Origin of the sequence: Aliamphritea hakodatensis (assembly GCF_024347195.1) — a bacterium.
Classification (GTDB): domain Bacteria; phylum Pseudomonadota; class Gammaproteobacteria; order Pseudomonadales; family Balneatricaceae; genus Amphritea; species Amphritea hakodatensis.
This window is the reverse complement of sequence record NZ_AP025281.1, coordinates 430,857-455,092: the sequence shown is the minus strand read 5'-3', so window position 1 is coordinate 455,092 and position 24,236 is coordinate 430,857. Positions and strand designations below refer to the sequence as shown.

22 protein-coding genes and 1 tRNA gene are annotated in these 24,236 nt (G+C 53.5%); 12 read left to right on the top strand and 11 right to left on the bottom strand.

Features of this window, described 5'->3' with window-relative positions:
- The first annotated feature begins 26 nt into the window (after positions 1-26).
- The 5 genes from PCI15_RS02000 to PCI15_RS01980 are packed head-to-tail and all read left to right on the top strand — an operon-like array spanning position 27 to position 3,222.
- Entirely contained in the window at positions 27-488 is a 462-nt protein-coding gene (locus tag PCI15_RS02000) for a DUF4426 domain-containing protein (RefSeq protein ID WP_271272702.1), read from the top strand.
- Positions 489-510: 22 nt separating this feature from the next.
- The gene (rdgB, locus tag PCI15_RS01995; protein ID WP_271272701.1) at positions 511-1,107 is read left to right on the top strand and encodes an RdgB/HAM1 family non-canonical purine NTP pyrophosphatase; all 597 of its coding nucleotides are present in this window, start codon (positions 511-513) and stop codon (positions 1,105-1,107) included.
- A gap of 45 nt (positions 1,108-1,152) precedes the next feature.
- Positions 1,153-2,313 (top strand): radical SAM family heme chaperone HemW, encoded by a 1,161-nt coding sequence (hemW, locus tag PCI15_RS01990; protein WP_271272700.1) that lies wholly within the window; start codon positions 1,153-1,155, stop codon positions 2,311-2,313.
- 4 nt (positions 2,314-2,317) lie between these two features.
- Positions 2,318-2,689: a DCC1-like thiol-disulfide oxidoreductase family protein gene (locus tag PCI15_RS01985; RefSeq protein ID WP_271272699.1), complete on the top strand. Its 372-nt coding sequence runs from the start codon at positions 2,318-2,320 to the stop codon at positions 2,687-2,689.
- Complete coding sequence (locus PCI15_RS01980) at positions 2,689-3,222, top strand: GNAT family N-acetyltransferase (protein ID WP_271272698.1); 534 nt, start codon at positions 2,689-2,691, stop codon at positions 3,220-3,222. The genes PCI15_RS01985 and PCI15_RS01980 overlap by 1 nt, the downstream gene beginning before the upstream one ends.
- A gap of 3 nt (positions 3,223-3,225) precedes the next feature.
- Here the strand turns inward: PCI15_RS01980 and PCI15_RS01975 are convergent, their stop codons facing one another.
- Positions 3,226-3,564, bottom strand: a complete 339-nt coding sequence (locus PCI15_RS01975) for a 4a-hydroxytetrahydrobiopterin dehydratase (RefSeq protein ID WP_271272697.1) — start codon at positions 3,562-3,564, stop codon at positions 3,226-3,228.
- Positions 3,565-4,071: 507 nt separating this feature from the next.
- Here PCI15_RS01975 and PCI15_RS01970 point away from each other — a divergent pair.
- The 6 genes from PCI15_RS01970 to PCI15_RS01945 all read left to right on the top strand — a co-directional run bounded on the left by PCI15_RS01970 (position 4,072) and on the right by PCI15_RS01945 (position 9,079).
- A complete protein-coding gene (locus PCI15_RS01970) occupies positions 4,072-6,246 on the top strand; it encodes a malate synthase G (RefSeq protein WP_271272696.1) in 2,175 nt (724 codons plus the stop codon).
- Between the two features lie 144 nt (positions 6,247-6,390).
- A complete protein-coding gene (gene dbpA / locus PCI15_RS01965; RefSeq protein WP_271272695.1) occupies positions 6,391-7,770 on the top strand; it encodes an ATP-dependent RNA helicase DbpA in 1,380 nt (459 codons plus the stop codon).
- Between the two features lie 146 nt (positions 7,771-7,916).
- Positions 7,917-8,108 (top strand): hypothetical protein, encoded by a 192-nt coding sequence (locus PCI15_RS01960; RefSeq protein WP_271272694.1) that lies wholly within the window; start codon positions 7,917-7,919, stop codon positions 8,106-8,108.
- Positions 8,109-8,248: 140 nt separating this feature from the next.
- Positions 8,249-8,324 (top strand) — tRNA-Phe (locus PCI15_RS01955).
- A 56-nt stretch (positions 8,325-8,380) separates the two neighbouring features.
- Positions 8,381-8,662: a hypothetical protein gene (locus tag PCI15_RS01950; RefSeq protein WP_271272693.1), complete on the top strand. Its 282-nt coding sequence runs from the start codon at positions 8,381-8,383 to the stop codon at positions 8,660-8,662.
- Positions 8,663-8,818: 156 nt separating this feature from the next.
- Positions 8,819-9,079: a hypothetical protein gene (locus PCI15_RS01945; protein WP_271272692.1), complete on the top strand. Its 261-nt coding sequence runs from the start codon at positions 8,819-8,821 to the stop codon at positions 9,077-9,079.
- Positions 9,080-9,228: 149 nt separating this feature from the next.
- Here PCI15_RS01945 and PCI15_RS01940 read toward each other — a convergent pair whose 3' ends face one another.
- Both PCI15_RS01940 and serB read right to left on the bottom strand, forming a co-directional pair.
- Complete coding sequence (locus PCI15_RS01940; RefSeq protein WP_271272691.1) at positions 9,229-10,461, bottom strand: GGDEF domain-containing protein; 1,233 nt, start codon at positions 10,459-10,461, stop codon at positions 9,229-9,231.
- Positions 10,462-11,177: 716 nt separating this feature from the next.
- Entirely contained in the window at positions 11,178-12,086 is a 909-nt protein-coding gene (gene serB / locus PCI15_RS01935; RefSeq protein WP_271272690.1) for a phosphoserine phosphatase SerB, read from the bottom strand.
- A 279-nt stretch (positions 12,087-12,365) separates the two neighbouring features.
- Here serB and PCI15_RS01930 point away from each other — a divergent pair, with 279 nt between their 5' ends.
- Positions 12,366-13,007, top strand: coding sequence for a response regulator (locus PCI15_RS01930; protein WP_271272689.1), 642 nt, complete (start codon positions 12,366-12,368; stop codon positions 13,005-13,007).
- Here PCI15_RS01930 and PCI15_RS01925 read toward each other — a convergent pair.
- The 8 genes from PCI15_RS01925 to PCI15_RS01890 all read right to left on the bottom strand — a co-directional run bounded on the left by PCI15_RS01925 (position 12,994) and on the right by PCI15_RS01890 (position 24,181).
- Positions 12,994-15,750: an ATP-binding protein gene (locus tag PCI15_RS01925; protein ID WP_271272688.1), complete on the bottom strand. Its 2,757-nt coding sequence runs from the start codon at positions 15,748-15,750 to the stop codon at positions 12,994-12,996. The two genes, PCI15_RS01930 and PCI15_RS01925, sit on opposite strands and share 14 nt — an antisense overlap.
- Positions 15,731-16,759 carry an amino acid ABC transporter substrate-binding protein gene (locus PCI15_RS01920; RefSeq protein ID WP_271272687.1) on the bottom strand — a complete coding sequence of 343 codons (1,029 nt, stop codon included), beginning with the start codon at positions 16,757-16,759 and terminating at the stop codon, positions 15,731-15,733. The genes PCI15_RS01925 and PCI15_RS01920 overlap by 20 nt, the downstream gene beginning before the upstream one ends.
- Before the next feature lie 146 nt (positions 16,760-16,905).
- A complete protein-coding gene (locus PCI15_RS01915) occupies positions 16,906-17,670 on the bottom strand; it encodes an amino acid ABC transporter ATP-binding protein (protein ID WP_376787837.1) in 765 nt (254 codons plus the stop codon).
- A gap of 50 nt (positions 17,671-17,720) precedes the next feature.
- Positions 17,721-18,836: an amino acid ABC transporter permease gene (locus tag PCI15_RS01910; RefSeq protein ID WP_271272685.1), complete on the bottom strand. Its 1,116-nt coding sequence runs from the start codon at positions 18,834-18,836 to the stop codon at positions 17,721-17,723.
- A gap of 13 nt (positions 18,837-18,849) precedes the next feature.
- Complete coding sequence (locus tag PCI15_RS01905; protein WP_271272684.1) at positions 18,850-20,016, bottom strand: amino acid ABC transporter permease; 1,167 nt, start codon at positions 20,014-20,016, stop codon at positions 18,850-18,852.
- 171 nt (positions 20,017-20,187) lie between these two features.
- On the bottom strand, positions 20,188-21,201 hold the full coding sequence (locus PCI15_RS01900) for an amino acid ABC transporter substrate-binding protein (protein ID WP_271272683.1): 1,014 nt from the start codon (positions 21,199-21,201) through the stop codon (positions 20,188-20,190).
- A gap of 295 nt (positions 21,202-21,496) precedes the next feature.
- Positions 21,497-23,482, bottom strand: coding sequence for an LTA synthase family protein (locus PCI15_RS01895; RefSeq protein ID WP_271272682.1), 1,986 nt, complete (start codon positions 23,480-23,482; stop codon positions 21,497-21,499).
- Between the two features lie 315 nt (positions 23,483-23,797).
- A complete protein-coding gene (locus PCI15_RS01890) occupies positions 23,798-24,181 on the bottom strand; it encodes a hypothetical protein (RefSeq protein ID WP_271272681.1) in 384 nt (127 codons plus the stop codon).
- Between the last annotated feature and the right edge of the window lie 55 nt (positions 24,182-24,236).

The following is a 24,236-nucleotide window of genomic DNA, read 5'->3' as shown; positions in this document are numbered from 1 at the left end:
TCCGATGCGGGAATAAAGGTTACAACATGAAACACATCAACTACTTCAGAACCCTGGCCGTCACCGTACTGGCCCTTGGGCTTACCGTGTTCAGCCAGCAGTCACTGGCAGAACAGAAAGTTACCCAGGGAAAATACGAAGTACATTACAACGCCTTTAACAGCACATTCTTGCAGCCAAACGTCGCGCAGAGCTATGGCATCCAGCGTGGTAAAACCCGGGGTCTGCTGAATGTTTCAGTATTGGAAAAACAGGCCGACGGTTCAACCAAACCGGTTGTTGCCGTTGTCAACGGTAAGGCAACCAACCTGACATCACAGGAACAGGCGCTGAAATTCCGTCAGATCCGTGAAACCAATGCCCTGTATTACATTGCCGAATACGCATTCACAGACGATCAGGTATTACGCTTTAACCTGCAGGTGCAGGCTGACCCGGAAAGTGCCGCCACCAATATTAAATTTGAACAGCGCTTCTACGCCGACTAAACACAGCAGGGAATATTGCTAAATGACTCAGAAGATCGTGCTTGCCAGCGGCAATCAGGGAAAACTCCGAGAGTTCAATCAGGTACTGGGAGAACTGGGCGTTGAAGTCGTCCCCCAGTCTGAATTTAACGTAGAAGATGCGGAAGAAACCGGCCTGAGCTTTGTGGAAAACGCCATTATTAAAGCCAGGCATGCCTGTGAGATTACCGGCTTACCGGCACTGGCAGATGACTCCGGCCTGGAAGTGGACGCCCTGCTCGGGGCCCCGGGTATATACTCAGCCCGCTTTGCCGGCCCCGGTGCCACCGATGCCGACAACAACCAGAAGCTGCTACAGCAACTGGCCGTGCGGGACGAACCGCGCACGGCCCGGTTCCGCTGCGTCCTGGTCTATATGCGCCACGCCAAAGATCCGACACCGCTGATCTGTCAGGGCAGCTGGGAAGGTGAAATCTTGCGCAAACCCTCCGGCGATAACGGCTTCGGCTACGACCCGCTGTTCTATATTCCGGAACTGGACAAAGCCTCAGCAGAACTGGCACCGGCTGAAAAAAACAGCCTCAGCCACCGGGGTAAAGCGGTTCGGCAACTGATCGAAAACATACCCGCTTACCTGTAACCTCAATGCGGGCTGTACCGACAGGTAAGGCCCGCCGGAAATCCGATGTCACTGCAACTGCCCCCGCTCTCCCTGTACATTCACATTCCCTGGTGCATTCGCAAATGCCCGTATTGTGACTTCAACTCCCACGCGGTTAAACCCGGTGATAACAGCGGCACCCTGCCGGAAGCGGACTATACCGCCGCCCTGATGCGGGATCTGGAAACAGAGCTGGGCTATATCCAGGGACGGGAAATTGAAACCATCTTCATTGGTGGCGGCACGCCCAGCCTGTTTTCACCACAGGCGTTGCATGAAATCCTTCAGGGAGTGGCAGCCCGCACACCGCTGGCGGCCGGTGCAGAAATCACCATGGAAGCCAACCCCGGTACCTTTGAACAGGAACGCTTTGCCGGATTCCTCGAAGCGGGCGTTAACCGCCTGTCGATCGGCATTCAGAGTTTTAATGATCAGCACCTGCAAACCCTTGGCCGGATTCACAACAGCGACAATGCCCATCACGCGGTGTCTGCTGCACGTCAGATCGGCTTTACCAACATCAATACCGACCTGATGCACGGCCTGCCGAACCAGACCCCGGAGCAGGCACTGGAAGACCTTCAAACCGCCATTGATCTGGCACCGGATCACATATCCTGGTATCAGTTGACGATCGAACCCAACACCGAATTTCACAGCCGGCCGCCACGCCTGCCAGAAGATGAAACCCTCTGGGACATTCAGGAACAGGGGCAGGCACTGCTTGCAGCACATGGCTACCAGCAATATGAAATATCGGCTTACAGCCAACCCGGCCGCCGGGCCAGACACAACCTGAACTACTGGCAGTTCGGTGATTATCTGGGCATCGGTGCCGGTGCACACGGCAAACTGACACTGGCAGGCGAAGACCGGATAATACGACGCTGGAAGCAGCGCCAGCCCAGGGCCTATATGCAGGCAATTGACCCCATCAGCGGTCAGCAGACGATCGCCAGTGAAGAACTGCCCTTCGAATTTATGATGAATGCCTTACGCCTGCACGACGGCGTCAGCACGGATCTCTATACCCCGGCCACCGGCATGCCCCTCAGCCAGATCGACACAAAGCTGACAAAGCTTCGTCAAAAAGGTCTGTTAGTCGATAACCCCGGCCGCATCGCGCCGACGGAACAGGGTCGGCTGTTTCTCAATGATCTGTTAGAAAGCTTTCTGGAAGACTGAACCGGTGGCCCGGATACAGCTCATTTATGACCGTTCCTGCCCGGCCTGCGAGCATTACACCCGCTTGCTTCACATCCGTGAAGACATCGGAGCACTCGAGCTGATTAACGCCCGTGAACATCCTGAATGGGTAGCGACCCTCAGGCAACAGGGCATTGATCTGAACAACGACATGTTACTGAAGCTGGATGATCAGGAGTACCGTGGCGCTGAAGCCCTGCATATGCTGGCTCTGCTCGGAAGTGATTCAGGCCTGTTCAACCGCCTGAATCACTGGCTGTTTCGCTCGACATTCAGATCAAAGCTCTGTTATCCCGTCATGCGACTGGGACGCAAACTGTTACTCTTAATCTTACGACGCAAAGGCATTGAATAATGAACGGCCCTGATGGCAATCCTGAGATTTCGCTGGCCACCTCTTCAGACAGCCACCGCCTTGCGGATATCTTCCATGCGGCGGTACACGCCATCGACCCGGGCCTTTACAGTGAAGCTGCACAGGAAGCCTGGGCACCGACGCCACCGGATTACCCAATGTGGCAAAGCCGTATGCAGGCTGAAGATCAGCGCTGTACATTTGTTGCGCGCATTGCCGGTGAAATTGTTGCCTTTATGGAATACCTGCCGCCCGGTTCTCCGGCCAACCCGGCACCGCACACTGGCTGCGGCTATATAGACTGTACCTACACTCACCCGGACTATCAGGGTAAAGGCATTGCCGGTACTTTATATCGCCATCTGGAAGCACATGCACAAAAGCAGAAAACAAAGTTTCTTAAAGTAGACGCATCGAAAGCAGCGGAAGCGTTTTTCGTCAGAAGAGGCTTCACCGCCGGGCAGGAAAACCGGATTATCCGTTGCGGTCAGACGCTGACGAACGTCGCAATGCACAAAGCGCTTCAGGCCTGAACCTTATAACAGGCCATCCACCAGCTTGGCACAGACAAAGTCGTTATTCGACAGACCGCCGATTTTATGGGTGCTGTAGCGAACCAGACAATGGTTATACCCGACTTCCAGATCCGGATGGTGACCTTCCCGGTGGGCAATAAACGCCACTGCGTTTACGAATGCCATGGTCTGATGATAATTTTTGAACCGGTAGTCCCGGTAAATACTGACGCCTGCCAGATCAAGCTGCCACTCAGGCAAGACCTCATCAAGCAAACGGTTCGCCGCCTGAGCAGTTAAAGCCTCAGTCGTAGCACTGCAGGGCTCACAATGCCCTTCAAGGGTTATTTGAGTCACCATATTTCCCCTCAAGTGATCGCTCCGCCAGGAGCAGTCATAAACGGTTACCCCTTAAGTATAGCCCTGATTCAGCAAGTCATTGATACCAGTGGCAAAACCCGGAAACGCCCGGAAAGCGCCGCCAACCGTACGACTTAAGTCTGAAACCATCCTGCCAGGTACCCTGCCGACACCAACTTTCACAATATGAAAACGCCTGAATTCCCCGGAATATAAGGACTTAGCAACTCCGATCAGAAACAGCGTTTTACAATAGGAAACTTTTCTCATACCTTAGCACCACGGGTAAGGACAGTAAGCTTTGTTTCCTGTATCTTTACGCACTTGCAACATAGAAGCATCATTTGCCGGTAATAGCACTCACCCGGCCACATACACTGATGCTGCCGGTATCAGGCAATAATGTCGCCCAGCACAGCGACGCCGGATACCGATATAAAAAAATGATAACGACGGATCCGGCCGCCTCTCTCCGGAACCGGCACACATACAATGGGGCACATCCACATGACTCAAAGGGTTAAGGTTGGCGATCTAGACGTCGCTAAAGTTCTGTACGACTTCATTAACGAACGGGCACTTCCGGGCGCTCAGGTCAGCCAGGAACAGTTCTGGTCAAAGCTGGATGCTATCGTTCACGATCTGGCGCCGCGTAACCGTGAGTTACTGGCCAAGCGTGAAACTATTCAGGCGCAAATCGACGAATGGCACAAAGCCAACCGTGACAACGGTTTCGATTTCCCGGCCTATAAATCCTTCCTGCAGGAAATCGGTTACCTGCTGCCTGAAGGTGAAGACTTCTCAGCCACCACCGCGAACGTAGACCCTGAAATGGCCACTATGGCCGGTCCGCAGCTGGTTGTGCCTATCATGAACGCCCGCTTCGCACTGAACGCAGCTAACGCCCGCTGGGGCAGCCTGTACGATGCACTGTACGGCACTGATGCTATCAGCCATAAAGGCGGTGCTGAGCCGGGTAAAGAATACAACCCGGTCCGTGGCGAACGGGTTATTAACTATGCCCGTGAACTGCTTGATCAGGCTGCACCGCTGGCCGGCGCCAGCCATAAAGATGCGCAGGGCTACAGCCTTCAGGACGGTAAACTGACCGTCGCACTGTCAGAAGGCAGCGCTGAACTGCAGGACAACAGCCAGTTAGTGGGTTACCTGGGCGATACCGAATCACCGGACAGCATCCTGCTGGTGAACAACGGTATGCACATTGAAATCAAGATCGACCCGAGCAGCCAGATTGGTCAGCAAGACCCGGCCGGCGTGTGCGATCTGGTACTGGAATCTGCCCTGTCCACCATCATGGACTGCGAAGACTCCGTTGCCGCCGTTGACGGTGAAGACAAAGTCGTTGCCTACAGCAACTGGCTGGGCCTGATGCAGGGCAACCTGACCGAAGACGTTACCAAGAACGGCAAGACCTTCACCCGCAGCATGAACCCGGACCGCACCTTCAACGGTGTTGACGGTGCTGAAGTAACCCTGAAGGGCCGCAGCCTGATGTTCGTCCGTAACGTTGGCCACCTGATGACCAATGAAGCGGTACTGGACAAAGACGGCAACGAAATCCCGGAAGGCATTCTGGACGGTATCGTTACCAGCCTGATTTCCAGCCATGACATCAACGGAAACAGCGAACGCCGCAACACCACCACCGGCTCCATGTACATCGTTAAGCCTAAGATGCACGGCCCGGAAGAAGTGGCATTTGCCAACGAACTGTTCGCCCGCATCGAAGACGCGCTGAACCTTGAGCCACTGACCCTGAAAATGGGCATCATGGATGAAGAACGCCGCACCACAGTTAACCTGAAAGAATGTATCCGCGCCGCGAAAGACCGCGTGGTATTCATCAACACAGGTTTCCTTGACCGTACCGGTGACGAAATTCATACCTCCATGGAAGCAGGTCCCATGATCCGCAAAGCGGACATGAAAGGCACCAAGTGGATTCATGCATACGAAGACTGGAACGTAGACAACGGTCTGGGCTGTGGCCTGCAGGGCCGCGCACAGATCGGTAAAGGCATGTGGCCGATTCCGGATCAGATGTCCAACATGCTGGCGACCAAGATCGGCCATCCAATGTCCGGTGCGAACACTGCATGGGTACCCTCTCCGACCGCCGCAACGCTGCACGCCCTGCACTACCACAAGGTCGATGTATTCGCCCGTCAGAACGAACTGATGAGCCGCCCGCGCGCCAGTGTTGATGACATTCTCGACATTCCGGTTGCCCGTGATCCGAACTGGAGTGCAGAAGAAATTCAGCAGGAACTGGACAACAACGCACAGGGCCTGCTGGGCTACATGGTACGCTGGGTTGAACAGGGTATCGGCTGCTCCAAAGTACAGGACATCAACAACGTTGGCCTGATGGAAGACCGTGCGACCCTGCGGATCTCCGCGCAGCACATGACCAACTGGCTGCACCACGGTATCTGTACCAAAGAACAGGTCATTGAAACCCTGCAGCGCATGGCCGTTGTAGTCGACGGTCAGAACGACGGCGATCCGCTGTACCGTCCAATGGCTACTGACTTCGATGCCAGCGTTGCCTTCCAGGCAGCTCTGGAACTGGTACTGGAAGGCTGCACCCAGCCAAGCGGTTACACCGAGCCGGTTCTGCACCGTCGTCGCCTGGAATTCAAAGCCAAGCACCCGGCATAAGCTACCCGCTGACTGCAGACACCTAAACATCCCGCCCCGGCGGGATGTTTTCGTTTTAGCCCCCTTTTGCTGCCAATTTCCGCTATAATCCCGGAAATTATTTCCCCGGTGCACAAAGCACCCCGATTCTGAGATTCAAAACCTGTGACCGATACCCTGTTCAGCTCCCTGAAGCTGCCCAAACCCATGCTGGATAATCTGGCTGACCTTGGCTACAAAACCATGACGCCGATACAGGCGCAAAGCCTGCCACATGCACTGGACGGCAAGGACCTGATCGCCAAAGCCAAAACCGGCAGCGGTAAAACCGCCGCCTTCGCCATTGGCCTGCTGCTGCGTATCAAACAGCGGGACTTCGGTACCCAGGCCCTGATCCTTTGTCCGACCCGTGAACTGAGCACCCAGGTTGCCAAAGAACTGCGCCGTCTGGCCCGCTTCCAGTCAAACCTGAAAGTTGTCACCCTCTGCGGCGGCCAGCCTATCGGCCCGCAAATCGGCTCACTGGCCCACGGCGCGCACATTGTCGTTGGCACCCCCGGCCGCATTCAGGACCACCTGCGTAAAGGCACCCTGAATCTGGAACGCTGCCACACTCTGGTACTGGACGAAGCCGACCGCATGCTCGACATGGGCTTCAACGAACAAATCAATAAAGTCGCTGACTACACGCCCCGCAGCCGCCAGACGCTGCTGTTTTCCGCCACCTATCCGGACAACATCCTTAAGCTGAGTAAAAACCTGCAGCGTGATCCGGTCGAAATCAGCGTGGAAGCGGTTCACGATCAGGGCAAAATCAAACAGATCTTTTACTGCCTCGACGGCGTCGACAAACCATCCGGACTGACCAAATTGCTGGCCACTCACCCGGCAGACTCCATCGTGCTGTTCTGTAACACCAAGGCCCAGTGCAGCGACATTGAAGAATATCTGAAAAACCTTGGCTACTTTGCCAAAGCCCTGCACGGTGACCTGGATCAGCGCGACCGGGATCAGGTACTGGTTCAGTTTGCCAACCGCAGCTGTACCATTCTGATCGCCACCGACGTTGCCGCCCGTGGCCTGGATATCAGCGACCTGGAACTGGTGATTAACTACGACCTGCCTCGTGACCCGGAAATCTACACCCACCGGATCGGCCGTACCGGCCGGGCCGACAAGCAGGGCACTGCCGTCAGCCTCTACAAGCCATCTGAACTGTACAAGCTGGACGCCATCAGCGAATACCAAAACAAAGAACCGGTCTGCTTCAGCATTCCTGAACTGGAAGTGGTACATGCTGAACCGCCAAAGCCCGCCATGCGCACTCTGGCCGTTCAGGCCGGCCGTAGAGACAAGATCCGCCCCGGCGATATCCTCGGCGCCCTGACCGGCGACGCAGGCATCCCCGGCAGTGACGTTGGCAAGATCGACGTCAGTGACTACAGCACCTATGTGGCCGTCAAACGGAGCGAAGCCCGCAAGGCACACAGCCGTCTGCTGGACGGTAAAATCAAAGGCCGCCGGTTTAAAGTCAGAATGCTCTGATCCCCAAAACCGTCACATACCTGAATATTCAGTAATGCATCTGTAGCAATCATGCATGTATACTGTGAACGACAGCATGAAAATTTCCGACGTACGCCACTCAGGGCTGTCGGAACTTCACAGCTCGAAATTAAAGGAGGCATCCTATGAAACCGGCGAAGAACCAACATCCAAAGTTTATTGAAGCAATGCAAAAACTCTCTGCTATGACGGAGGAAGAACGCCTGTCTGAAGCCAACAAGGAACTGTTTGAACAAGCCATTGAATACGCGCCACTTGAAGCCCAACCGGCCCTGCTGGCAATTCAGAAAAAATACGATGCCTTAGCGCTGCACTAAGGATTAACCCGGCCGGTGAGAGTTGTTCACCGGCCACGCCCCCTCCGGTTCCGCCCACACTCTCAAACTCACAAATAAAACCCGTTAAGGCAATAATTCTGTTGCTTTTTTTAAGCTACACGTGTTTAATGTGCGCCGTTGCCCGGATAGCTCAGTCGGTAGAGCAGAGGATTGAAAATCCTCGTGTCCGTGGTTCGATTCCGCGTCCGGGCACCAACAAATTCTTAAAGAATCCCAGTCTTTCTTTTCACGAAGAACACTGGGATTTTTTTATGCCTGAAAATCACGCGTCGTGGTTCGGCTTATTCGACACCTGGCGTCCGGGCACCAACAAATTCTTAAAAAATCCTAGCTTCGTGCTGGGATTTTTTATGCCTGAAAATCACGCGTCGTGGTTCGACTTATTCGACACCTGGCGTCCGGGCACCAACACATTCTTAAAGAATCCCAGTCTTTCTTTTCACGAAGAACACTGGGATTTTTTATGCCTGAAAATCACGCGCCGTGGTTCGGCTTATTCGACACCTGACGTCCGGGCACCAACAAATTCTTAAAGAATCCCAGTCTTTCTTTTCACAAAGAACACTGGGATTTTTTATGCCTGAAAATCACGCGTCGTGGTTCGGCTTATTCGACTCCTGGCGTCCGGGCACCAACACATTCTTAAAGAACCCCAGTCTTTCTTTTCACGAAAAACACTGGGATTTTTTATGCCTGAAAATCTTCCTGCCGGAGGATGCAGTTTTATCCGGGTGCGGTCTGCCCTTTTATGCATCAGTGCGACGTTAAGCTCCTTCCCACAGCATCCTGCCTGCAGCTACAATTTACAACGCCCATTTGCTCAGTTGTCTGACCTGACCATCATTTCGCACACGGTCTTCATGCAGACTGATAATGAATTGCCCCCAAATTCTGTGGATAACCCTGTTCGCAAGATGAGTATGAACCTGATCCTAACTGAACAGGCATGACGATGGCGTTAACGGTCAATATCTGACCACAACAACTTCAACGTCTCTTAATCCAGAGTAAAAGCTGAAAAAGGGGCTGTTAGCCCCCTTCTCTGATCCTGTTATTTACTATGCGGCAGTTCATCACCTGCAGATACTGAACAAGCTCCTCAGGCAACTTCAGCGACTTTTTCGGCTATCAGTTGTCCGGTTGCATGCATCATGTTCTGATCATCAACCACCTTATCGCGGCCCGATGCTTTCGCCTGATAAAGCAGATCATCAACGCGCTTCAGGGTCAGCTCAATATCTTCACCTGTCTTATACTGGGTCACGCCAATACTCGAGGTGACATAAAGGCTCTCACCGTCATTCAGCGGAATAGCTTTATTACGAATGGAATCAGCGACACGCTGGGCAACCTGGGTGGCTTCCCCAAGTGACACCCCGGGTAAAACAGCGACAAATTCTTCGCCACCGAAGCGGGCAATAATATCTGTGTTACGTAATTCCTGCTTCATAATCCGGGCAACGGTCACCAGTACCTGGTCACCCACCGCATGGCCGTGGTAATCATTAATACGTTTAAAGCGGTCCAGATCAAACATCATCACAGAAAATGGCTGTAAATCCTCTGCCGATTTTTTTTGCTCCTGACTGGCCTGGCGTAGCAGCACTCTGCGGTTGATTAATTCGGTTAAGGGATCCACTGTCGATTCACGATACAGTTTCAGAAGCATCAGCAATTGCCCGGTCTGAAGCCACAGGCTGATACCGGCAAACAGAGATAACAGCCAGAGCGTATTGAACAACGCATAGTAATCGCCATTAAACCGGTTCGCTTCAAACAGCGCGACAGGGATGATAATCACGCCGGCCAGAAACAGGCCGCCACTCACTGTCAGGGGGAACAGCCCCAGCATTGCCATTATCAGGTAAGGCATCATGCTGAAAAACAGGGGGACACCAGCATCAGGAGTAATGCTGAAACTTTGCATGCTGCTGAGATAGAAAACCGTTGGCACCAGAAATGTCAGCGTGATGATGATGCGGATAACAGCAACAGAAACCTGACGGTGGAGAACATACACAAGCAAAAACAATGAGGCTGACAATGCGATACGGGCTTTAAGTAAAAACTGCGCCTGTTCAGATGGCAGGGTCAGAAAATCAAACAGTGCAAATACCGGCACCATAATGGCAAAAAACAAGCACATCAGCTTCAGACGAGCAGCGACGTAACCGTAACGGGTCTGGGTAAAATCTGCAGAATGAAACCGGCTTGAAACAGCATCCGCTCTGGCGTGACTTATGATGGATAAATACAGGCTTTGCTTTGCTGGCCGCTGACTGTGCTTGCGTCGCTCGGGCTCTTTTCTTTGAGTGTCTGTTTGTCCGGACATGGCAAGATAATTCCTTTTTTAACTCTTTTTCAGAGAGTTCTTATTTTTATTCAGAAATGAAGGCGTAGCAGCTATCTTTTGGAAACTGTTTTAAATCAGAACAGTTTAGAAACCGCCTTACTAAGCAGTTGATTTGAAACAGTTGTTTGCTTTTCTTTGCAACTGATACGCGCTACGCGTGTTGGATTCTAGCGTTCAGATAAGGCGTTTTCCCTGCCTTACATCAATCTTTCCTGACTCTTTAAAGCCTGTTGAATAAATCCATTCAGGCAGCCTACAGGATGATAAAAATAAGCCTTATACCATTGCGTTTCCGGAGTCACTGAACCCGTCTGTCCTGCCAACAGGGGTCTTCTCCAACTGACCGGTATAAACATCAGAAGACAACTGATCCGGATATCAGATCAGTATCCAGCCGGTAAAGTGAGTGCAAGGCCAGCGTCTTAAAATGATAAATCACCGACGCCTTACCTTTCAGTCTGATCTGGCGTGCAATTTCCCGGTAGGTCCCGGTGCTTAAGGCGGGGCTATAGCCGCCCTCTGACCGGGCCAGGATAAGAGTGCGCGATAGTTAAGAGCACAGAAAGCCGAATTATTCAGCGATGACGGGAGCGCTTTGCTGCACTCAGCTAAGATAGATAACCGGTTTCAGGCTTTCAGGAACTGAAAAGACTGATGTTCGTAATTCGGCTTAGCCGGAACCGGGCAACATCATTTCAAGCGTCCGCAAACTCATCCCGGTGATAGCCCTGTACATACAGCAGGGTTGTCAGATCCGTATGCCTGATACAGAGGTCCACAACCGGCTCCAGCACCTCTTTAGGCTGATAGCCGACGGCCAGCCCCGCATGAATTAGCATATCAATATCATTGGCACCATCGCCCACCGCACAGACCTGTGCCTGCTGTAACTGTTGTTCACGGATCAGCCTGAACAACGCAGCCTTTTTCCCCTGACTGTCAATCACCGGCTCAAGCAGCCGTCCGGTGAGTTGCTGCGCTTCTGTCTCCACCCGGTTAGCACTGCTGTGATCAAAGCCACATAATTCCATGACATGATCGGCAAAGATCTGAAAACCTCCGGTTACCAGAGCGGTATAAACCCCGTGTTTTCTGAGTGTTTTTATCAGGGTGACTGCACCGGGATTCGGCGTAATGCTGTGACACAACTCTTGCATTAAAGACACCGGCTGGCCTTTAAACGCTGCGATCCGCAACGCCAGCGAACGGCTGAAATCCAGCTGGCCGGCCATTGCCTGCCGGGTAATCGCTACAACGGTGTCTTCACAACCGATTACCCGGGCCATTTCATCCACCATTTCCTGACGGATAATCGTGGCTTCCATATCCGCCACCAACAGTTTTTTCCGGCGGTGTGCCGTTCTCTGCAGCAGACAATCCACTGGCCAGTGCTGCTGTTCCAGCCTCCCGGTCAGCAACTGTCCCGATGCTGCGGTGATGTCATTAAAGTAAAAGTCTGCGGCTTTATTCTCCGCCAGCCACTTAAACCCGGGAACGGCCAGACTCTCCGCAGCACTCACACGCCCGACCAGGGCTTTAATCTGCTGCCACAACTCAGGCTGTTCTGACCGGGTAACAACGGTTAATACCTGTGTAGATTCCACCTGCGGCTCCTTCTGCCTGTCAGCATCTGTCTTATTCTGATAGCCACCAGTGTGGCAGTGCCGCGCAGGATTTAACATTGCACTAAGGCCAGTAATTCACAGGCAGAAACACCCCTGACACGCACTAAAGTCATAGTAAACAGCCGCTTTCACCCCATCTCTATTCCTTAAGTTTTATAACTAAAGTCATAGCCAGCTATAAAGTCACAGGTCACTGTTAATATTAAGGTTTTGGTGGCATCCTAATCCTGCTTAAGTTGTTCTGTGAAGATACTGACCATGTTAAAAATTTTAGTAGCTGACGATCATGATCTGGTAAGAGAGGGGGTAAAGAATACCCTGACAGAACTGGATTCTGAGTTAATCCTGCTGGAAGCCGACAGCGTTGCCAGCGTTCTGCAACAACTGCCTGAACATGAAGATATCGATGCGATACTGCTGGATCTGGGCTTACCGGACGCCTCACAGTTTTCCGGTTTACTGGCCATCAAGCAGCAGTTACCCGATGTTCCCGTGGCTATCTTATCGGCGCATGATGATGAAGAATCTGTCCGGGGAGCTCTGGAAGCCGGGGCTGATGGTTATATCCCAAAATCCGGCAGTAAAAAAGTTATGCTCCACGCCCTGCGGCTGATGCTGGATGGCGAGGTGTATCTGCCGTCACTGCTCCTGCACAGCCAGCCTTTGACAGCCGCCCCCGTGGCGCCAGCAGACACCGACGTCAGGCGTGACACTGTCACCGGCTTAACCAGACGCCAGCTGGAAGTACTGGACCTGATCGCTCAGGGTTTATCCAATAAAGAAATAGCCCGGCAACTTTACTGCACCGAAGGCACAATCAAAGCCCACGTCACCGCTATTTTAAAAACCCTGGGAGTGAGCAGCCGGGCTAAGGCCGTTGTTGCTGTCAGGGAACTTTAAGCGCCTCATCCTGGCGCTGTGACTGGCGCAGCAACTGACGCAGTAATGCGGCCAGCTTCCCGGGCCTGACCGGCTTGGTCAGAAGACTGGCATTCAGCCGGGCGGCCGCCTCTCTGGGCTCGGATGCGGTATCAGCCGTCACAATAATCGCCGGAAGGTCCGCTGAAAATGCCTGCCGCACCAGCCCGACAACCTGCTCGGCAGTGGTATTTTTATCCAGATGAAAATCGGTAATCAGCGCCAGTGGCCCGGCCATTCCGGCAAGGCGCTGAGGTGTCAGGTCTTCCGGACCGTGGAAGGCTTCCACACAACATCCCCACCGGGACAACATCTGACTCATGGCCTGCAGCACCTGCGGGTCATTTTCCACCAGTATAAGGGTCTGCCCCTGCAGCGATGCTGCCCCTCCGGCAACCATTTCAGTACCACCGGCCGGCGTATCTGCCAGACCGGCCGGCACCCTGATTGAAAAGCAGGAACCGCGGCCCGCTTCTGAGACAAGCTGCACCGGAGACGCCAGCAACCGGGCCAGCTGATCCGTAATTGCCAGCCCCAGCCCCAGCCCCGAACGGCCGTGTTGCTGTGATGAGTCACACTGATAAAACTCACCAAAAATAACCTCCTGCTGATCCGCCGGAATACCAATGCCCGAGTCATGCACCTGTATACTGAGATGCGCGCCCCGGCGTCTGACACCGATCAGAATGCGCCCGGTCAGGGTATAACGGACCGCGTTCGCAATGAAGTTACGCAACACACGTTCAAGCATGGCCGGATCACTGTAAACCCGCACGGAAGTAGGCACGCTGCGCAAATCCAGCCCTTTTTCCCGGGCAGTCACAGAAAACTCACTGCTCAGCCGTTGCAGCAGACTGTTCAACTCAAAGTGCTGTAATTTGGGCGTCACCGCGCCGGCATCCAGCCGGGATAAATCAAGAATGTCGCCAAACATCTGACTCATGTTCTGGTGGGCACTGTAAATATTGGCCACCAGCCCGGCGAAATCCTGCTGCCGGGCTATCTGGGTCAGCTCATCCAGAAACAGCCCCATGGCGTGTAACGGTTGCCTCAGATCATGGCTGGCAGCCGCCAGGAATTTCGACTTTGCCTGATCGGCTGCTTCAGCTTTTTCCATGGCAGAACGCAGTACCTGCTCAGCAAGCTTACGCTCATTAATCCGGGTATGAATACCCACTGTCCCGCCCCGGTCGGTGCGTTTCTCCAGCAGCGACAGCCAGGTACCGTTCGCCAGCTTAAGGTCCAGACTGCTGATCCGGCCTTCTTTCAGCGCCTGTCTCTGCTGACGGTAATTTTCCGGTTCGGCAATCTGTTGCCCGTTAGTCAGTAAATCCAGTAACTGCTGCAGATTAGTGCCGGGTTTCACCTGTTCATCACTGAAACCGTACAGTGCCTGATACTGTGTATTACAGAGAATCAGGTTGTCATGCGGATCAAAGAGTACAAAACCCTCCGGCGCACTTTCAATGGCATCCATCAGCAGATCTTCCGCTTTTTTTGCCTGATTGCGGGTGCTTTTTAAAGCCTCTTCCCGGTCCTGAATGGTTTCCACAAAGATCCGCAGCGCCTGCGCCATATCGGTAATTTCATCGTTACCTTCCAGCGGAATCGGCTGATTGCTGCCCTCGGCATGGGCATACATATTATTTTTAAGGCGCTGCAGGCGGCTGATAACCGAACGGTCAATATACAGAAAGATAATGCCACCACCGGCAATACACAGCAGTGACACCAGCACCAGCAGGGTAATCCGGTTGGCAGCCTGCTCCTCTATGAGGCGGTTCTGCTGAACCACCCGTGCCTCGATATCCTTTACGATGGTGGAAATCGCCGCCCGAAAACGATGTGCAACAGTACGGTGATGACTGAACATACCGTACAGTTTTTCTTCATCAGCAAACTGCGCGGCGATGTTTGCAAAGATCCCCTCTTTGCCGGTAATCAGTGCCTCCACCGGTGCCAGTTGTTCACTGAGCAATCCGGCAACCTCTGCGGGCAGCGTCGCGGTGGTCATCTGCAGGTCACGCCACTGCTGCCGGTAAGTGCTGAGCTGGCGGCGTAATACCACTTTATGCTCAATGGAAGCGGTCTCATTGATCAGAATCACCAGCCCCTGAAACTGATTAACCCAGTGCTGCAACTGACGCGCCTGGTCACTGCTGAGGCCCCGGCCGGCCTCCTGAGGGTTTTGTAAACGGTCTGTCTGTTCATATATACCGGCCCTGAACTGTGCCAGCCGGCGTAACGCTCTTTGCTGCTGACCGTTACGTTCAATCTGCTGGCTGACGAGTTCACCCAGCTCCCTGAAACTGCCGTCAAGCTCACGCCGGTAACTGTTCAGGTGCTCGATCTGCTGGGCGGAAATACCCACCGCCGACAGCTTACTGATGGACCGGCTCATCAGCCCGTTCTGGTCCTGAATCTGTAACAGAATGGTTTCTTTCGCCTGCAGCGTCCGGGCCGCCAGCAACGAAGGGGCAAACGCCACCAGTGAAGCACTGTGCTGCCCCAGCTCTGAGGCCGTAATGATCGTCGGCAGGCCTTCATCGGTAACAAAGTCGAAACGCTGCTGGAAGCCGCGGAATGTATTCACCGAAATCAGGCTGACAATCAGGGTAAATACCATCATGGTGGCCAGTCCGGCAAACATCCGGATGGTAATACCGTAATGGCTCTTCCGGTCGGGAAAAGCCGGAGAAAGGCCCTTATCGGAGCGGAGGCGCATAGAGCAAACCTCCCTGGCTCCACAGGGCATTTTTCCCCCTTGGCATAGCAAAGCCTGAGCCACTGCCAAAATTACGCGCATATATCTCCGCGTAACTGCCAACATCCCGGATCACCCGGAACGCCCACCGGGCATCCAGCGCCAGCGCCTCTGCCGGCACGCCTTCCCCGGTGACCAGACGGCGTGCCTCAGGTGCCAGCACACTGATATCCAGCTGCTCAATATTGGTTCGGGATAACTGGTAATGTTCGGCTATCAGGGTGCTGGCGATTACCCAGCGCACCAGATCAAACCACTGGGGATCATCATCCCTGACCACCGGCCCCAAAGGTTCCCGGGATACCACCTCAGGTAAAATGACATACCGTTCGGGATCATCCACCAGCCCCAGTAAACCGCCCTGTAAATCAGAGCGTTCAGAGGTCATCAGATCACACTGTTGCTGTAAAAAGGCCTGCCAGCGGCCCGCCTGGGTTTCTACCGGCATAACGTCCAGCGCCAGGCCGTTAGCCGCGATAAAGTTTTGCAGGTTGCCCAGACTGGTGGTTCCCCGGGTAACGCACACCCGGCTGCCCGCCACATCATGAATACTGCTGAGGTTTAACTTTTTATGTGCCAGAAAGACTTGCTCGTCATGCAGGGTCGTCCCGGCAAAATGAACCTTAAGGCTGACATCCCGGGCAAAGGTCCAGGTGGTGGTACGGATGAGCAGATCGATTTCATTGTTGGCCAAAGCACGAAACCGGCTCTGGCTGTCCAGGGGGACAAACTGGACCGCTTCAGGGTCCTGCAGGGCAGCAGTGGCAACGGCACGGCAAAAATCGACATCAAACCCCTGCCAGATACCCTGTTTATTACGGGTAGCAAAGCCAAAGTCGTCGATACCTACGCCACATAGCAGGTAGCCTCTGTCACGGATATCGTCCAGCGTGCCGGCCTGAAGCGCCGGGCTGAATAAACCGGCACTGATGATAAGGCCTGTGAGCAGGCGGAAAAGTGTTTTAATCATCAGCATACATCCCGGCACAGATAAGCAATCGTAAGCGATAGCATAAACATAATCACGGCGGTGTAAATGGCCCTTCACCGCCGCTATCCCTGCAGCCGGCCGCCGACCAGAGTTACGGCCCGGCAGGTAACGGCTCAGCCCGGAGGTCAGTGGCCGAGTATCTGACTGAGGAAAGCCTGGGTACGGTCAACCTGAGGATTACTGAAGAAACTGTGCGGGTCATTTTCTTCAACGATTTCACCGCTGTCCATGAATATCACCCGGTCAGCCACTTCTTTGGCAAAGCCCATCTCATGGGTCACGCAGACCATTGTCATGCCGTCTTCAGCCAGCTCAACCATGACATCCAGTACTTCTTTGATCATTTCCGGGTCCAGCGCAGAAGTTGGTTCATCAAACAGCATAACCTTAGGGTTCATGCATAAAGACCGGGCGATCGCCACCCGCTGCTGCTGACCACCGGATATCTGCCCCGGGTATTTATGGCTATGCTCAGCAATTTTCACCCGGGCAAGGTAGTTCATCGCCATTTCCTCGGCATCTGCAAGGGGCATCTTGCGGACCAGCGTCGGCGCCAGTACCAGATTCTCAAGGATGGTCATATGCGGGAACAGATTGAAGTGCTGGAACACCATCCCCACATCACTGCGGATTTTTTCAATGTTACTGATGTTGTCGTTGAGCTCGACGCCTTCAATCACAATATTCCCCTGCTGATGTTCTTCCAGCCGGTTAAGGCAGCGGATCAGGGTAGACTTTCCTGACCCTGACGGCCCGCAAAGCACGATGCGCTCACCTTTATTGACATGAAAATCGATATTTTTCAAAACATGAAAATCACCGTACCACTTGTTCAGTTTACTGATCTGAATAATGGTCTCAGCGCTGTGCTGCTGCCCCCTAGGAGACATTTCAATAGCCGTATTCATAGCAAATCACCTGATGCGTTCAGACGCGTAAATTAATTGTTATTCTTTGGCCCGGCAGACTCTAAATGCTGGCCGTAACGGCTCATGCTGTAGCAGACCAGCCAGTAGACAAAGGCACCAAACACATAAGACTCCGCTTCAAAGCCCAGCCACTCAGAATCCTGAGTAGACGACTTAAGCATGCCCAGGAAATCCAGCAGGCCGACAATAAGCACCAGTGAAGTATCTTTAAACAGCGCGATACAGCGGCCAATCAGCGGGGGTAATACATGCCGCAACGCCTGCGGGATCACCACATAAAACATAATGTGCCGGTACGGCAGCCCCAGCGCTTTGGCAGCCTCGGTCTGGCCTCTGGGTACCGCCTGCAAACCGCCCCGTACCACCTCTGCCATATAGGCCGAGGAAAACAGAATCATGCCGATCTGGATACGCAGCAGGTTATTCACATCCATGCCTTCAGGTAAAAACAGCGGCAACATCACTGATGCCATAAAGAGGATCGTAATCAGCGGCACACCCCGAATGGTCTCGATAAAGCTCACGCAGGATATCTTGATCACCGGGGAATCCGAAAAGCGCCCCAGCGCCAGCAGGATGCCCAATGGCACCGAAACAATGATGCCCACCGCCGCCAGTAACAGGCTCAGCATCAGACCACCCCAGCGGGACTGATCCACTTCCGGCAGGCCTAAATAACCTCCCCCGATCAGCCAGTACGCGATAAACGGCAACACCAGCCAGAACGCCACCATGCGGATCCCCCGCACCCGGCGGCTGACGGTTAACCAGATGACCCCTAACAGCAGCAGAAAAGACAATACCGGCCGCCAGATTTCCTCAACCGGATAGATACCGACCATCAGAATCCGGAAATTGGCACCGATAAATGACCAGCAGGCCCCCACACCTTCAACCCGGCAGGCCTCACTGTCCCCCTGCCAGACCGCATCAAGCAGCCCCCAGCGAAGCAGCCCCGGTACCACACTGAAAATTAATAACAGCGACAGCAGCGTCAGCACTGTGTTAAGCCAGCCATCGAAAAGGTTCGTCCGGGCCCAGTGAACGGCACCTTTGAGCTCTTTCGGCGGCGCCAGTGCCGGCTGCGGGGTAAAGGTCCGCTGAGCGGTTTGAGTTATATCAGACATAGCAATCTCTCCTTTACCGCTCGACCATCTGAACACGTGCGTTCAGCCAGTTCATAAATGCTGAAATCAGCAGATTGATCGCCATATAGACCGCCATCCACATACCTATAATTTCAATCGCCTGGCCATTCTGCCCGATGATGGTACCGCCCACCGACACCATATCCGGATACCCGATTGCCACCGCCAGCGAGCTGTTTTTTACCAGGCTGGTGTAATCGTTCGTGGTCGCCGGAATAATGACCCGCAACGCCTGCGGCAGGACCACCCGCAACATCACTTTGCCCGGTTTAAGGCCCAGTGCCTGAGCCGCTTCAACCTGGCCTTTTGAGACGGACTGAATACCACTTCGGACGTTTTCACCGATGAATGCCGCGGTATAGAGCACCAGCCCCAGCAACAGCGCCAGAAACTCCGGCCGCAACGACAGACCACCACGGTAGTTAAACCCTTTCAGTTCCGGATTTTCCCAGAGCAACGGCTGCCCGGTGAGCAGGTAGGTCAGGGCCGGCAATCCCAACAGCAATACCAGAGAAATCCTGAAGCTGGCCAGCTCCTGGCCGGTACGCTCGGTATAACGCTTCGCCCAGCGACGGAATCCCCAGCAGAGAACCACCGCCAGTCCGACACTGAACAGCACCAGTCCAAAGCCGTCCTGCGGTAAGGGTTTTGGGAAATAAAAACCACGGATGTTAAGCAGTATGCCTTCCGTTAACAGCCAGCTGCTGCGGGCACTTGGCAGGCTTGATAACACCACCACATAAATAAAGATCAGCGTCAGCAGCAAGGGTACATTACGCAGTGTTTCCACATAGATGGCAGCCATCCGGCACACTAGCCAGTTACGTGACACCCTGGCAATGCCTATCAGCACACCGACAACCGTCGCCAGTATGATGGCAAAAAATGCCACATACAGGGTATTAACCACCGCGGTAAAAAACGCCCAGCCATAACTGTCTGTAGGGGTATAGCTGATCAGCGCATCACCGATGGGCAAGCCTGCTTCTTTATCGAGAAACTCAAACCCTGATTCAATACCCCGGTTTTCAAGGTTCACCTGAGTATTATGAAAAACTGAATATGCCAGATAAAAAATCAGCGCCAGAAAAACCGCCTGCAAAACCAGATCCAGCCGGAACCTGTTACTACCGGCACTTGCCGTAAGTTTATTTAACATGTGGTATTAACCTCAGAATACCCTGACGCCAACGGATATCCGGTTCCCTTGCAGGGTTGTGGATTCATGGCGGTTATCGCGTATAACCCGGGGATTACGATGCGGATGTATTGCAAATACCGAATACGGCGGGACAGCCGTACCCGGCAGGGACATTAGCCGTTCAGAGGCTTAGCGGATTGGCGGCGAGTAGAACAGACCACCCTGGCTCCACAGTGAGTTAATACCGCGGTCCAGTTTCAGACGGGTATTCTCACCCAGGTTACGGTCATAGATTTCACCGTAGTTACCGACAGCAGCAATCGCACGCTTCAGCCAGTCCTGATCCAGACCTATATAGCCGCCCATATCACCGGAAACCCCCAGCATACGCTGGATAGTCGGGTCCTGAGATGAACTGGCCAACTGATCAACATTCGCCTGAGTCACGCCCTTTTCTTCAGCTTCGATAAGGCCGTTAATCACCCAGGTAACTGCATCTTTCCACTGGTTATCCCCATGGCGTACCAGCGGCGACAGCGGCTCTTTCGAAATCACATCGTTTAAAATAACGTGATCATCACTGTTCGGCAGGGTTGAACGCCAGGAAGCCAGCTGGCTCATATCGGTTGTGAAAGCGTCACAACGGCCCTGTTTATAAGAATTGAACGCTTCTTTCTTACCTTCAAAGACCACCGCCTCGATGTTGATGCCGTTGGCCCGGGCGAAATCCGCCAGATTCAGCTCAGTGGTTGTGCCTGTTGTTACGCAGACTGAAGCACCGTCCAGCTCTTTCGCCGACGTCAGCCCCAGCGCCTTATTGACCATGAACCCCTGGCCGTCGTAATAAACGATTGCGGTAAAATCAACGCCCTCTTTGGTGTCGCGCTTCATCGTCCAGGTCGTGGTTCTGGAGGTCATATCAACCTGACCGGCAGCCAGGGCAACAATCTTTTGCTTGGACGCCAGTGGCACAAATTTAATTTTTTCCTGGTCACCCAGAACGGCGGCAGATACCGCACGGCAGATATCGACATCAAGGCCCACCCAGCGGCCCGACGCATCCGGGTTAGAAAAGCCCGGTGTGCCTTCACTGACACCGCAGGTCAGTTCATCTTTTTGCTGAATATCAGCCAGAGTGCCGGCGCTGGCCGGTAATGCGCCGCACAGTAGAAGTCCGAGCATGGCCGTTTTAATTTTCTGCATATCTGCCTCCCCAAAGGGTTATTATTTTTAAATGCTCCGCAACACACATGCGTAATCCCGAAGCCTTAAACTAGTCTCAGATAAGCGTCAGACAAAAAACATTGCACTCAAGTTGATAATTCAGCACCGGCACTGCCGAATAGTCGTATATCCCTGCTGAAAAGTTATATGACTAAAGCTATAGAAACCCGCCCCGGCAGCCGGCAACAGCCAGTGAAATAGCAGACAGGAAATTCACATCGTTGAGTGACCCGTCTGAGCAATCCCGGCCTGCCGGTAAAAATGGCCATTCCTGTCAGCGAAGGCTTGCAGGCTCAGGTGCCGTCGTCTGATAGTCCGGCAGGGCCTGGTAATACCCCTGTTTAAACGCCAGACTGCCCCACATGGCATTGGCGTGAGCGCGCTTAATATCCGCGTCACTGATGTTCGCCGGCGTTAAGCTGTCCGCCTGAGGATCATAGGCGTAGGTAGAAATCCCCTGCCCGGGCCGGATAACCACAACCTCATTATCCGCTTTCATCCAGCCAAAGTTTTTGCCCCGCTGCATAACCGCCCGCTGTTTACCCACAGGAATATCCCGGGTTAAATCATTGCCGATCATCGGGTTCTGGCTGCTGATCCCCGCCAGGGACAGCAAGGTTGGCGGTAAATCAATCTGTGATGCCAGCCGGTTATCCTGTCTGGCCTCAATGCCGCCGCCAAAGATAATGGCAGGAATCTTAAAATGCCCTACAGGCACCGGTAAGCTGCCCGAGGCTCTGGAATCATGATCAGCCACGGCGATAAAGACGGTCGAATCCCAGTAGTCTGACTGCTTCGCCTGTTCAACAAACTGCCCCAGTGCGTAATCCGCATACTTAACCGCATTCTCAACAGTGGCGGCAGGCTGGTTATAAGGGGTTATTTTCCCCTGCGGATATTCAAACGGCGTATGGTTGGAAGAGCTGAACACCAGACTGAAGAATGGCTGCTCCTGTTTCGACAGGCGGCTGAACTGCTGGTGAGCTTCTTTGTATAAGTCCTCATCCGACGCCCCCCAGGAGCCAACAAACTGAGGATTTTCAAAACGCGGTAAGTCCTGCATATCAGTAAAGCCATTCCCGAGGAAAAAGCTCTTCATGTTGTCAAAATGGCTTTCGCCACCGTAAACAAACTGAGTGTGATAACCGTTGGACTTCAGCACATCAGCAATCGTAAAGAAATTCGTCTGGCTGGCCCCTAACTTAACCACCGCCCGGGCCGGAGTTGGCGAAAAACCGGTCGTAATGGCTTCAATTCCCCGTACCGAGCGGGTCCCGGAGGCATACATCCGGGTAAAGCCCCAGCCCTCCTCCATCAGCTTATCCAGATTGGGAGACACATCGATCCCACCCAGACTTTTCACATAGCGGGCGCCATGACTTTCCAGCAACAGAATCACAATGTTTTTCGGCTTACCCTGATAGCTGGCATAGTGATTTGCCAGTGTCGGCCGGGAACCGGGTATAAACGCACCTTTATCCACAACCATTGAGGCTTTTATTTCTGCGATGATTTCCTCTTTCGGCATCCCCGGGTAATAGCTGAACGCACTGGCTTCGCTGCTCATCTGTTTCGCCGCAAATAACACCGAATACCCGGAATTCAGCACCAGATCATTCATCAGGGGGTCACTGGAAAACGACACCATCGCAGGGTTAAGAGGCCGGTGGCCTAAGGATGATCGCGCTCCCAGTGCCCCTATAAGCACCACCGCCACCAGAATCAGCGGCCGCCAGTACCACTTGGGATAACGCAGCCCCGATACCAGATAACCGCTGAACCGCCAGCCCAGCACAAGGCTAATAACGCTAACGGCCAGACTCAGTGCCAGCTCAAACTTATAACCGGTCCAAAGCATGCTGAACACTTCTTTGGGGTAAATCAGGTACTCAATAAACAGCCGGTTCGGTCGCAGATCGTATTCCAGAATAAACGTTGGCGTCGCCGATTCCATATAGGCAACAAACCACAGCGCGGCGGTTATCCAAATCCTTAACAGGTAATTCAAAACCCGGCCAGCAAGATGCTCACCACTGAACAGGCTGAGCAACATGGCCGGTATCAGCAACAGAATACAGACCGATGCGATATCAACCCGTAAGCCACTGGCAAACACCGTCAGCCAGCCATCCGTGGCGCTTACCCTTTCAGACAGCCAGAGCGCCAGCCCCAGCCGGGAAGCGGTTATCAGCAAAATTAAGACAAAACCCGCCATCACCACCGGGTACACCGGCCCCAGCGTGAACTTAAGTTTATTCATAGGAATGACCACACCCTTTACATACGGAATATGACGGCTGAACGATGTAAGCAGAGCCTGAAACAGCATCGCAGGACCAGACAGAAAGATCGGTAAGGTGTGTAATTCGGTACCGGAATCCGGGGCTGACTTACCCACCGGCGCCGATGTTAATCACCGGGGTGTGGAAATTTTGTGAACCGCAACCGGCGGCTCATACAGATGAAAGCAAAGACAAAAACGGCATATAAAGAGGGAGAAGTCAGACAAAGAACACTGAGAAACAGGCCGGCAAGAAACGGCAGGCACATCTGCAGATATGCCCGCCATGCAGCGTTATGATTTTGTGGTTACACGCTGCTCGGTATGGGAATAACTGTCACCACGAAAATGCAGGTACTGACCGTTGAACAGGTCATAAACCGTAAAGCACTTCTTTTTACCCGCGTTATAGCCTTCCCATGTACGGCAGACAGTATCGTCCTCCAGCCACCATTTACCCCTGGTTTTCTTACCCCGCCAGTCGGAGATGGCCTCACCGCCCTGCATATAGAGGGTCGTCCCCGGCTCGCCTTTATGAATCCAGCTGAAGGTACCGCCGGCAAAGGTTGATTGCAGCGCCGCTTCATCCAGTAATCCGGTATCGGGCTTTTCCGGTTTGGTCTGACAACCGCTGAGCAACAGGCTGATAAGAATTGAGAAATACATCAGAATTTTCATGACATCATCCTTCCTTGTCATTATGACCACAGCGGCCGGCTGAGTGCCGGTAGCG